The sequence below is a fragment of the Methylomonas sp. AM2-LC genome, assembly GCF_039904985.1.
Classification (GTDB): domain Bacteria; phylum Pseudomonadota; class Gammaproteobacteria; order Methylococcales; family Methylomonadaceae; genus Methylomonas.
The window spans coordinates 2,990,008-3,002,147 of record NZ_CP157005.1; the positions used below are offsets into that span (position 1 = coordinate 2,990,008).

The following is a 12,140-nucleotide window of genomic DNA, read 5'->3' on the forward strand; positions in this document are numbered from 1 at the left end:
TGGAGTTTCAACATGCCTAACACTCAAGTTTTGGTTGTCGAAGGCGAAGAAATCTGTATAGGTTTTATCGAACATACTCTGGCAGAAAAGGGATGTAAAATTGCCGTTGCTAAAGTCATAAGCTTTGATGCCTTGACCTATCTTGGCAACGGCAATATAGCGGAGGTAACAATCAATACCAGTTGGAAAAATATTGCGTGTTAACCCACTATGAAATCTTTTGACCCTTTACTCAAAAATGCAGTAAAAGTGACAGGAAAGTTTGATGCGCAACAAACTTTGCTTTTCATTCATGGCTTTGGCACTGATCAGACAGCTTGGCACAACATTGCAGAGGCGTTTGCAAATGAATATCGTTTGGTGGTTTTTGATAATACCGGCACAGGGCGGTCAATTCCTGAAGCTTTCGTACAAGCAAAATATCTGAATTTGAATACTTACGCCGAAGATGTTCTTGATATTTGCCATGCTCTGGAGCAGAGGAATATCATCTTGGTGGGACATTCGGTCGGCAGTATGATTGCGATCCTTGCCGCCATCAAACAACCTGATTTATTCTCAAAGGTAATACTAATTGGTGCATCACCTCGTTACCTAAATGATTTTGGCTACTTTGGCGGCTTCAGTGACTACGACTTGAATGATATTTACCAAGCAATCACCATTGATTTCAATAATTGGCTCGATCAGTTTTCAAAACAGGCCATGGCCAATCTGCACAAACCGAGTCTAGCTCAAAATTTTTCTAAGTCGATTCAAACCATTCCTCAAGAACAAATTCTTACCTCGCTTTGTGCAATATTTCAGAGTGATCATCGAGCTGACGTAGAAAAGTTGACTAAGCCTGCCTTAATCATTCAAACAAAGGACGATCCCTTTGTGCCGATTGAAGTAGCTCAATACTTAAATACAGCTATCAAAGGTAGTCGGCTTGCAATCATAGATGGGTCGGGCCATTTACCGCATATCAGTCACCCTGCGGCAGTCATTACAGCTATAAATAGCTTTCTCGGCTGAAAATCAACCAGACGACAAGAGAACAGTTTGATTGTAAATACTTTTTGTTACAAATTTACCTACTTATTTTTGAATTTTTACGTTTTTACACAGCCTGGGACCGACTTTGCCCATCAAAGTTAGAGCAGATCTGAGCATCTAGCTATTATTTACTCTTTTTAAAACTGTTATACGTAGCTACCAATTTTTTGGTTTCGAACAAATTGTCAACGGTGGCTCTTTCTGCCTTATCGACTTTAAGTAAATCAAATAATTGCCGCCCTCTGGCGAGGGTATTCATCATAAGCACTTTTTCAATGACTCGCTCCCTAAATTCTGCTGGCGTACTTTTACTAAAAAAACCAATAGCTTGTTGAATATTATCTCTATGATCAATAATTTGCAGCTGTTCGTTAAGTTGCGGATTTAAATCAACCGCAATTTTGTAAAAATTATGATAAACGCATACCACATCGGTTTGCTTAAAAAATAGTTTTAAGATGGACTGAACCGATTTGCTTTCCTGATTACTGACTTTAAAAACAGTTTTGTAGTGTTTTTTAAAGTTCTGCATCGCTAACACATCCATATAAGCATCGATAATCTGATTATTTTCTAGCAAGGTTAGGCGTTTACCTTGTAAAGATTTTACCTCATCCATGCCTGCGTTTTTTCGGGTTAACACAATAAGACTGTCATAATAACTATCCGACTTATTTAACTTGAATCCCTCTGCAAATTCATTTTCATCAAAGTAATTAACCAAAACAAAAGAGTTAGACAGTATAAAATTAATATTGCCATCGGCCAGAGCTTGTTTCATTACATCTAAATTATCAAATTCGATAACAGAAGTTTCGATGCCAATTTGTTTACCAATCTCCTCAACCATAAAGTGTGCGGCTACTTGTAAGTCCTCATATTTATGATCTGGATAAGACTTTAAATAGTAGCCTAAACGAAAGGTTTGCTCGGTACTGGCTTCTTGCGCAAAAACACAAACATTACATAACATAATGAGCAAACCCACCCACACTTTTTGCATAGGCAACCGTCTAGGGGGACGTGGTTTGTCATTATTGAAAGTAATTGTTTGTATTTTCATATATTTGACTACAAGGAAACTTGAAAAAACGCACGTTGACACTGGCTTTTAGAAACCAAGATAGAGTTTTTGAAAAACATAGGAATCAAACTAACATAGGTTAGCGTAGAGGTAAGCCTGCTCATATCGGGTATTAAATAACAACCACTGGAAATGGGCCTTCTGATGCAGCCTTTCCAATCGGGTTTTTACCAGAATGCTCGCTAATATCTTTAAGAACTTGCTGTTCTTTAGTTGATGGATTACCAAAAAAACGTCCTTTATCATACTCTTGGTAATATAAACCTACGCTAATTTTACTTTTAAGAGAATAAAGTACTTCAACCCTTTCATCAGTAAACTTTGTCCATGCCTGCCCATAAATAAATGACTCACCACCTATGATGATTGGAGTCATGGGAACTTCTAAATCCCATTCAAATATAGCGAAACCTGATTTTTTTAACGCGTCTAATAAACTATTTCTAAAATCCAAATCCCCGTTATAAACATTGGTAAAATAGGGACAATCTGCTCGGGTTTGAGTGACACAATCAAACGCTTTTTTCGATGCATGACTATTTTTATAATCTGGCTTTGCTGGTTCAGCAGGTATTTCGAGTGTTTTTAAAGCGCCACTCTCATACACAAGCGGTGTTTTTAGTCCCGCAACCTGGAGAACCAATTTATTATCTTGCATGCTAATTCTATTAACTACAGCGCATTCACCCCCCGGAACTTCCAATAGATTTGATTGGCCATTTTTATTAAAATAAAAAACAGATACATAACCACCATCACAAGCATTACCACCTTTGGCTCTTGATATGCCTGCCATTAATTCGCCTTCAATATCAACTACGACAACTTTATTGCTCACGCCCTTCGGTGGATCGAATGACTCTACGCCATTACCTAATTCCGTTATAAAACTGGGAGTAAACTCTCCTAAATTTTTATAATCGACTATGGGCTTATCATCTAATTTAATAACCCAAGTATCGTCAACTTCTGATTTTAAATCTTTTTTTGATATCGATAGAACACCCAAGCTGGTTTTTAATTGAGTAATATCTTCGGCATTAGTTGTCACAGCAATAGATATTAACCACATAAATATTAGCTTTCTAAGTATTTTCATCAGCAATTCATTTAATTAAATGTGTTTATTACCTTATATTTAATACCTTTATTTATACAAAAACATGGGTTCAGTTCACAAATTAAAAAATAATGAGTCTGTGTTAATGCATGCAGTGTAAAAATCCGAAAGAAGTTAACTCTCTAACCCTCTAGGCGACAACTAGTCTAAAAATTTCCCCTACAAAGTCATTTGCAAGGCGATTCCGAAGCTATTAATGAAATTCTCAAGACTCAACGATGCCCCCATGCTGAATCATGGCTGTTCGATAAAAATCATTATGCTGATAGTTAAGGAAACTTCGAAAAACTACCCTTCAATAAAGCTCTACTGAGTTGTATCGAAGGGCTCAGGGCGAACGGTGTCTCAATGTATCAATAGCTTACCGTTCGTGCCGAGCCTATCGAAGCACAAAAGCCAGGTTTTTCGAAGTTCCCTAAAGAAGAAATGAGAGTTGCCTTCAAAACTGGCGAATATACTTTACAGTAAATAGCCACTGTTTTTGGTGTACATTACTCAACAGTAAATCGGGCTTTAAAATAAATTAACTAAAGGTATTATGGAAACACCTGCCCTCTTGAACTTAATCCCGCAGTGAAAGTCTTGCCTAACTGAGTGTTCTAACTTTTAATCATCTACATATCCATGAATCAACCACCACACGACGCAATTTCCAGTTCTGATAAAGCGTTTAACTGGCAGCGGCTAATCGGTATTCTGCTTATCATCGTCATTGTTACCGCCGCCGTCTATTATTTTCGTCAACCCTCAGCCCCCAACGGTGCGGCTAAAACTGGCAGGAGTGATAATCAGGTTGTCAGTGTGGGGGTGGCAACCAGTCTACAGGGCGATATGCCCATTTATCTTAACGGCCTGGGCACCGTCACTGCCTTGCGTACCGTTACAGTGCATTCCAGGGTAGATGGCGAACTAATTAAAGTGGCGTTTACCGAAGGTCAAATAGTTAAACAAGGCGATTTGCTGGCCGAAATTGATCCGCGCCCTTTTCAAGTACAATTAAAACAGGCAGAAGGTCAGTTACTACGCGATCAGGCACTCCTTAAAAATGCGCACATTGATCTGGATCGCTACCAAACTTTGCAGGAACAGGATTCTATTGCCGCACAACAAACAGCCACGCAACAGGCTTTGGTCAAACAGTACGAAGGCACGGTAGAAATGGATCAGGGCTTGGTGGATAACGCCAGGCTACAATTAACCTATGCACATATTACCGCCCCTATCAGTGGTCGTATTGGTCTAAGATTGGTCGATCAGGGTAATATTGTGCATGCCAGTGATGCCGGCGGCATGCTGGTAATCACCCTCACGCAACCCATCTCCGTCATCTTCACTTTACCGGAAGATGTAGTACCCGCCATTATGAAACGCTGGCATGCAGAACCTAATATCATTGTCGAAGCTTATGATCGGGCTGGTAACCATAAATTGGCAACCGGTAAAGTACTGGCTGTGGATAATCAGATAGATACCACTACCGGCACCCTAAAATTGAAAGCGCAATTTGATAACGAAGATCGCAGCTTATTTGCTAATCAGTTTGTTAACATCAAAATGCATTTGGACACGCTTAAGGCAGCCACTCTAGCAGCAAATGCAGCCATACAACGCGGTGTAGATGGCACTTTTGTGTATGTAGTTAAAGAGGATAATACTGTCAGCGTGCGCCCTATTAAAACCGGTGCCACCCAAGGTGACAATATTGCCGTATTGAGCGGCCTAAGCCCTGGTGAAAAACTTGTAGTGGATGGTGCAGACAAACTGCGGGAAGGAATGACGGTAAATATCGTCAAACTGGATAACCAAGCTGTGAATGCGCCACCATCCGCTTCAAAACCTACGGACAAACCTCATTCTTGACTATGAACAACTCTGAGCAAGCAGCGGCCGGCTTTAATCCGTCACGCATTTTTATCCTGCGTCCGGTTGCCACTTCTTTACTGATGGTGGCCTTGTTACTGGTGGGGGTTCTCGCCTATCGTATCCTACCTATCTCCGCCCTACCCCAGGTGGATTATCCAACCATACAGGTTACCACCTTGTATCCGGGAGCCAGTCCAGAAGTCATGGCAGCGGTAGTCACCGCTCCACTAGAACGCCAGTTTGGGCAAATGCCTGGACTGAAGCAAATGTCATCCAGCAGTTCAGGTGGCGCATCCATGATTACACTGCAATTTAATCTTAAACTTAGTTTAGATGTAGCAGAACAGACTGTACAGGCTGCGATTAATGCCGCAAACAGCTTTTTGCCTACCGATCTGCCTATGCCGCCCATCTACAACAAGGTTAATCCGGCCGATCCCCCCATACTGACGTTGGCGATTAGTTCCAGCAGTATTCCGTTGGCTAAAATTGAAGATATGGTGGATACCCGTTTAGCCCAGAAAATTGCACAAATCCCCGGCGTAGGCATGGTCAACATTAGTGGTGGACAACGGCCAGCGGTTCGCATTCAGGCCAATGATAAGGCGTTAGCTGCTTATGGACTTAGCCTCGAGGATTTACGAACAGCCATTACCGCCGCCAACGTCAATCTACCGAAAGGTATGTTCGACGGCCCTTTGCGCTCTGCCATTATTGATAATAATGATCAATTACGTACTGCAGCGGAATACAAGGACTTGGTAGTTGCCTATCGGAATAATGCCCCAGTACGACTACTTGATGTAGCCAAAGCAGTGGATGCGGCAGAAAATGTAAAACTGGCTGCCTGGGCCAATAATACGCCTGCAGTTATTGTTAATATTCAACGTCAACCTGGGGCCAATGTTATTCAGGTGGTTGATCGCATTAAACAGCGTTTACCGCAATTACAAGCCAGTTTACCGGCGGCGATTGACGTTGTGGTATTAACCGACCGTACCGCCACCATACGCGCTTCGGTTGAGGATGTGCAATTTGAATTAATGCTTGCCGTCGCCTTGGTCATTATGGTGATATTCCTGTTTTTACGTAGTGTACCGGCCACTATTATTCCTGGTATTGCCGTACCTCTATCGTTAATTGGTACCTTTGCTGTCATGTACTTGGCCGGATTTAGTATCAACAATTTAACCTTAATGGCATTAACCATCGCCAGTGGCTTTGTGGTGGACGATGCGATTGTGGTAATAGAAAATATTTCCCGCTATATTGAACGTGGTGATCCACCCTTAAAAGCGGCTCTTAAAGGTTCTGAACAAATTGGTTTTACCATTATTTCGCTGACCTTTTCGTTGGTTGCCGTATTAATTCCTTTATTGTTTATGGCCGATGTGGTGGGTCGCTTATTTCGGGAATTTGCTATTACCCTGGCGGTGGCTATTCTGATTTCTGCCATAGTTTCACTCACGCTCACACCCATGATGTGCGCAAAAATGCTGCGTCCGCTCAGGCATTCTATCGCTGATGAACAACTGCCGGGATCTGGTCAAGGTTTTTTTAATGCGATTATCGCCCGCTATGGTCGCAGTTTGCAGTGGGTATTTCGTCATCAAACTCTGGTGTTATGCTTGGCTATGGCCACCATGGTGATGACGGTCATGTTGTACCTGATTATTCCTAAAGGTTTTTTTCCAGTACAAGACACAGGACTTATTCAGGGTATTTCTGAAGCGCCACCCAGTATTTCCTTTGCCGCCATGGCTAATCGACAAACTGCACTGTCAAGTAAAATTCTGGAAGATCCGGCAGTCGCCAGTTTGTCGTCGTTTATTGGCGTGGATGGCAGCAATTCCACGCTCAACAGTGGCCGACTATTAATCAATCTAAAACCCTTGTCAGAACGCCACGAAAGTGCCGAAGCCATCATCCAACGTTTACGTTCCAACCTCAATTCGGTGTCCGGCATTAGTGTATTTTTACAGCCTGTGCAGGATATGACGCTGGAAAATCGTATTAGCCGTACACAGTTTCAGTTTACTCTGCAAACGGTGAATTATGCAGAACTGGCCGAATGGACGCAGCGTTTGGTCGAGCATATGCGCCATATTCCATTTATTGTTGATGTGGCAAGTGATTTACAAAATCAGGGTTTACAGGCTTATATTACCATCGACAGAGCCACCGCCAGCCGTCTTGGAGTAACCACCAGTGCCATTGATAATGCTTTGTATAATGCTTATGGGCAGCGACTGGTATCGACTATATTTACCCAATCCAATCAGTATCGGGTGATTCTAGAGGTCAATCCCGCCGCGCAGGTTGGGCCAGAAGAGCTTTATCGCCTGCGCATTCCGTCAACCAATGGTACGCAGGTATTATTATCCGAAATCTCAGAGGTTTCTGAGCGGCAAACTGCACTGTCTATTAACCATCTCGATCAATTTCCATCAACCACCATTTCTTTTAATCTGCAACCGGGTGCCGCTTTGGGCGATGCCATTACTGCCATAGAGCAGATTAAAACCGAGATTGATTTACCCTTAAGCGTACAAACAGACTATCAGGGGGCTGCGTTAGCGTTTAATGCCTCGCTGGATACGACTTTATGGTTAATTTTAGCGGCGATAGTCACGGTATATATTGTGTTGGGGGTGTTGTACGAAAGCTATATCCATCCGCTGACCATTCTGTCCACATTGCCATCAGCTGGTGTCGGTGCCTTACTGGCGTTGATGATGTCAGGCAATGATCTGGGCATTATTGGTATCATCGGCATTGTGCTGTTAATCGGTATTGTGAAAAAAAATGCCATCATGATGATAGACTTTGCTCTGGATGCTGAACGCAAACAGGGTATGCCGCCGCTGGAGGCTATTTATCAGGCGTGTTTGCTACGCTTTCGCCCTATATTGATGACAACGCTAGCGGCTTTGTTGGGGGCTTTACCGTTAATGCTGGGTAGCGGTGTCGGCTCCGAACTCCGTCACCCGCTAGGCATTACTATGGTTGGCGGTTTAATTTTTAGTCAATTGTTAACCTTATATACCACGCCGGTTATTTATCTGGCATTGGATAGATTAGCTCGGCGCTTTGGTCCTACAGGCCCTAGTGATCCTGATGTGCTACACAGCTTAGACGGACAGGACCCTCATGTTGATGATGGCGGATTACATAGCCTGGCAACACAGGGGATGAGTACACAGCAGAACTCAGGTTTACTCAAGTGAATCTTTCGGCATTATTTATAAATCGGCCTGTTGCCACTTCCTTGCTAACACTGGCTATTGCACTGGCTGGAGTGATGGGCTTTTTACAACTGCCGGTGGCTCCACTGCCACAGGTGGATTTCCCCACTATCGCTGTCGGTGCCAACATGCCGGGTTCCAGTCCGGAAACCATGGCCGCAACCATTGCTACGCCACTAGAACGCTCATTGGGTCGCATCGCAGGCATCACTGAAATGACTTCTAGCAGTTCATTGGGTTCAACGTCCATTACCCTGCAGTTTGATCTTGATCGTGATATTGATGGCGCGGCGCGGGATGTGCAAGCGGCTATTAATGCTTCCAGCAGTTTACTGCCCTTTAATCTACCCATCCGCCCCAGCTATCGCAAAGTCAATCCTGCCGATTCGCCAATCTTAGTACTCGCACTGACTTCGGACACACAGAGCCGTGGGCAAATGTATGATGCGGCATCCACTATTCTGGCGCAAAAAATTGCGCAACTACCCGGTATCGGTCAAGTCTCGGTGGGCGGTAGCTCTTTACCTGCGGTGCGTGTGGAATTAAATCCAGCCTCCTTGGCTAAATACAGTATTAGTCTGGAAGATGTGCGTACTGCCATCACCACTAACAATGTTAATTCTCCCAAAGGTGCGTTAGAAGTTGATGAACGACACTGGCAAATTCAGGCTAACGATCAAGCGGAACATGCTGTAGATTACTTACCGATCATTGTGGCCTATCGTAATAATGCACCAGTTCGTATTTCCGATCTGGGCACGGTGGTTGACTCCGTTGAAGACTTACGCAATGCCGGCTTAAAAGATGGCAAATCGGCGGTGCTGTTAATTCTGAGCAAACAACCCGGTGCCAATATTATAGAGACGACGACATTAGTCAAAAATATGCTTCCGCAATTACGAGCCATGATACCCGCAGCCATTGATTTATCGGTGGTGATAGATCGTTCCGTCTCCATCAATGCCTCTGTGCATGAAGTGGAGCGCAGTTTGATCATCGCGATTGGTCTGGTAATTTTGGTAGTACTGTTATTTTTACGTAAATTACGTTCAAGTTTAATACCTATTATTGCAGTACCCGTTTCGTTGATCGGTGCCTGCGCCATCATGTACTTGTTTGATTACAGTATTGATAATCTGTCTTTAATGGCACTTACCATTGCCACGGGTTTTGTAGTAGATGATGCCATCGTGGTGTTGGAAAACATCAGCCGTCATATTGAAAAAGGTGTTCCGCCCTTTCAAGCCGCCATCAAAGGGGCGGGTGAGGTGGGTTTTACGGTGTTAGCCATGAGTCTGTCTCTCATTGCTGTATTTATTCCCATCCTGCTGATGGGTGGAGTGGTTGGACGTTTGTTTCGCGAATTTGCAGTGACACTGTCTGCATCTGTACTAGTATCGCTAGTCATCTCTTTAACCGTAACGCCTATGTTATGTGCGCGCTGGCTAAAATCCCCTACCGAAGAAAAACATCCGCCACCGTTATTGGCGCGTCTGTTAGAGAACGGTTTTCAACGCCTGCAAAATGGTTACAAATGCAGTCTGCGCTGGGCTTTACGTCATGAACGCATCATGCTGCTGGTATTTTTTGCTTGTATTGGTCTCAATGTGTATTTATACATTATTGTGCCAAAAGGTTTATTTCCGGTTCAGGACACCGGACGCTTATTTGGCACCATTCAAGCCGATCAAAGTATCTCTTTTCAAGCCATGAAGAACAAATTACAGGAATTTGCTGGCATTCTACAAGAAGATCCGGCCGTGGTGAATGTGGTAGGTTTTGCTGGCGGTGGACAAAACACCAATGCAGGCCGAATGTTTGCTGTGTTAAAGCCACCTGAACAACGTGAGCAAACCATTGCCGAAATCAGTAACCGATTACGTAAAAAACTCAGCAATGTCTCGGGAGCCAGTTTATTTCTGCAACCGGTTCAAGATCTGCGCATTGGCGGCCGTATGTCGGCAGCGTTGTTTGAATATACCTTACAAGCGGAACATTTGGCAGATTTACGCGAATGGACCCCCAAACTGGTAACTGCCTTACAAAATGTGCCGGATCTGACCGATGTGAATACCGATCAGCAAGACAGAGGTCAGCAAGTGTCATTAGTGGTAGATCGCGCCAATGCCTCACGTTACGGAATCAACCAGAGTGCGGTGGATAACACCCTGAACGATGCCTTTGGCCAGCGTCAGGTTTCGGTCATTTATAAAACCTTAAATCAATACCATGTGGTCATGGAACTGGCCCCCCAATACTGGAATGATCCACAAACCTTAAAACAACTATATATAGGCTCAACCGCTACCGCAAGCGCCTCAACCCAGCAAATACCGCTGGCCTCGGTAGCCGAATTTAAACCAACCAATACAGCGTTAACCGTTAACCACCAAGGACAATTTGCTGCAGCAACCATTTCATTTAACCTCAAAGCAGGTAAATCGCTATCGGATGCTACCAAAATTATTGAAGATACTATGGTGAAAATTGGTGTGCCTAGCTCTGTCAGAGGCAGCTTTCAAGGCTCAGCCAAAGCCTTTCAGGATTCACTCAGTAGCCAGCCCTGGCTAATATTGGCAGCACTGTTCAGTATTTATATTGTGCTGGGGGTTCTTTATGAAAGCTATATACACCCCATAACTATACTCTCCACCCTGCCCTCCGCTGGCGTAGGTGCTTTAGTGGCTCTGCTGGTATGTGGCACCGAATTTAGTATTATTGCTTTAATCGGCGTAATTTTGTTAATTGGCATTGTGAAAAAAAATGCCATTATGATGATCGATTTTGCTTTGCATGCCGAGCGTGAACAAAATCTGAGTCCAGAAGAAGCCATCTTCACGGCTTGCATACAACGCTTTCGCCCCATTACCATGACCACCATGGCTGCCCTGCTCGGCGCTTTGCCTCTGGCTTTAGGTTCCGGTTATGGAGCCGAATTGCGTCAACCTTTGGGTATATCGATAGTTGGCGGTTTAATGGTCAGTCAGTTATTGACACTCTATACCACCCCAGTTGTGTATTTACACCTGGACAGATTGAGTATGTGGAACAGCCGCTTCTGGGCAGCCAGAAAGGAAAAATCTGTGGCATAAAAGTGCCCATCCCGATTTTATGGGGTTTGAGCAAGTATTAAAGCGTATCTGTACAGATGGAATCCTGTAACCCGGCTATAAAGGTTAAAAAGTCAGTAGCAGCTTCATGTCGACCATCACATTCTAGCGATGGGTATTCAATTGACGGTTTGCTAGCACTGACAAGCATAAAACTGGTAAAGTCGTTATCTTCATCTTTTACTGGCTCTCTTTCCGGTAGGCTGTCTACATTGGAATCAGTCACAAAAAGGCCGTATTGCGCCCCAAACATTGATGATAGCGGCACATCCCCAAATGCATTAGACAAAATATAGCCTTCATTCGAAGAATGTGTCTCTAGATAAAAATCAAACTGCACCATGCATAAGGCATCACACTCCCAGGTGGTATGGTGCAGTTTGCCAATATCCTCACTCAATTTTTCATAATATTGTGCGTAATAATCAGTATAAGGATCTTTAGTCATCTCATAGCTGTATTTAAGTAGTAGCGCTATTGAAATAACACCCAAATAGAAAAACTTTCTTAAAAAACTGATTTTTCGTAAATATCTAAACTTTTTTCTTCTTTTTCCTGCCATGCACAATCCTAGTTTTATCGATAAATTATATCGTCATCCTTTTCCGTGTGGAAAGTCTATACGTAAATACCTTTTCATTTTTGCTTGGCGAGTAACATATTGCTCGGCAATAGCGTTA

Annotated in this window: 8 protein-coding genes; 5 read left to right on the forward strand and 3 right to left on the reverse strand. The window is 43.4% G+C overall.

Annotated elements, in window-relative coordinates; translation table 11 throughout:
- Positions 1-12: 12 nt before the first annotated feature.
- Both ABH008_RS13465 and ABH008_RS13470 read left to right on the forward strand, forming a co-directional pair.
- The gene (locus ABH008_RS13465) at positions 13-204 is read left to right on the forward strand and encodes a hypothetical protein (RefSeq protein WP_347986138.1); all 192 of its coding nucleotides are present in this window, start codon (positions 13-15) and stop codon (positions 202-204) included.
- Positions 205-210: 6 nt separating this feature from the next.
- Entirely contained in the window at positions 211-1,017 is an 807-nt protein-coding gene (locus ABH008_RS13470; RefSeq protein ID WP_347986139.1) for an alpha/beta hydrolase, read from the forward strand.
- 145 nt (positions 1,018-1,162) lie between these two features.
- Here ABH008_RS13470 and ABH008_RS13475 read toward each other — a convergent pair whose 3' ends face one another.
- A complete protein-coding gene (locus ABH008_RS13475; protein WP_347986140.1) occupies positions 1,163-2,101 on the reverse strand; it encodes a PhnD/SsuA/transferrin family substrate-binding protein in 939 nt (312 codons plus the stop codon).
- A 133-nt stretch (positions 2,102-2,234) separates the two neighbouring features.
- Complete coding sequence (locus ABH008_RS13480) at positions 2,235-3,221, reverse strand: hypothetical protein (protein WP_347986141.1); 987 nt, start codon at positions 3,219-3,221, stop codon at positions 2,235-2,237.
- A 645-nt stretch (positions 3,222-3,866) separates the two neighbouring features.
- Here ABH008_RS13480 and ABH008_RS13485 point away from each other — a divergent pair.
- The 3 genes from ABH008_RS13485 to ABH008_RS13495 are packed head-to-tail and all read left to right on the forward strand — an operon-like array spanning position 3,867 to position 11,442.
- On the forward strand, positions 3,867-5,102 hold the full coding sequence (locus tag ABH008_RS13485) for an MdtA/MuxA family multidrug efflux RND transporter periplasmic adaptor subunit (RefSeq protein WP_347986142.1): 1,236 nt from the start codon (positions 3,867-3,869) through the stop codon (positions 5,100-5,102).
- Positions 5,103-5,104: 2 nt separating this feature from the next.
- Positions 5,105-8,332, forward strand: coding sequence for an MdtB/MuxB family multidrug efflux RND transporter permease subunit (locus ABH008_RS13490; protein ID WP_347986143.1), 3,228 nt, complete (start codon positions 5,105-5,107; stop codon positions 8,330-8,332).
- Positions 8,329-11,442 (forward strand): multidrug efflux RND transporter permease subunit, encoded by a 3,114-nt coding sequence (locus ABH008_RS13495; protein WP_347986144.1) that lies wholly within the window; start codon positions 8,329-8,331, stop codon positions 11,440-11,442. The genes ABH008_RS13490 and ABH008_RS13495 overlap by 4 nt, the downstream gene beginning before the upstream one ends.
- Positions 11,443-11,479: 37 nt before the next feature.
- Here ABH008_RS13495 and ABH008_RS13500 read toward each other — a convergent pair whose 3' ends face one another.
- Positions 11,480-12,022: a hypothetical protein gene (locus tag ABH008_RS13500; protein WP_347986145.1), complete on the reverse strand. Its 543-nt coding sequence runs from the start codon at positions 12,020-12,022 to the stop codon at positions 11,480-11,482.
- Between the last annotated feature and the right edge of the window lie 118 nt (positions 12,023-12,140).

Excerpts from the sequence above, each read along its gene's own strand:
- ABH008_RS13490 (WP_347986143.1), top strand. The coding sequence starts at position 5,105 with ATGAACAACTCTGAGCAAGCAGCGGCCGGCTTTAATCCGTCACGCATT.
- ABH008_RS13470 (WP_347986139.1), top strand. The coding sequence starts at position 211 with ATGAAATCTTTTGACCCTTTACTCAAAAATGCAGTAAAAGTGACAGGA.
- ABH008_RS13485 (WP_347986142.1), top strand. The coding sequence starts at position 3,867 with ATGAATCAACCACCACACGACGCAATTTCCAGTTCTGATAAAGCGTTT.
- ABH008_RS13465 (WP_347986138.1), top strand. The coding sequence starts at position 13 with ATGCCTAACACTCAAGTTTTGGTTGTCGAAGGCGAAGAAATCTGTATA.
- ABH008_RS13475 (WP_347986140.1), bottom strand. The coding sequence starts at position 2,101 with ATGAAAATACAAACAATTACTTTCAATAATGACAAACCACGTCCCCCT.
- ABH008_RS13500 (WP_347986145.1), bottom strand. The coding sequence starts at position 12,022 with ATGGCAGGAAAAAGAAGAAAAAAGTTTAGATATTTACGAAAAATCAGT.
- ABH008_RS13480 (WP_347986141.1), bottom strand. The coding sequence starts at position 3,221 with ATGAAAATACTTAGAAAGCTAATATTTATGTGGTTAATATCTATTGCT.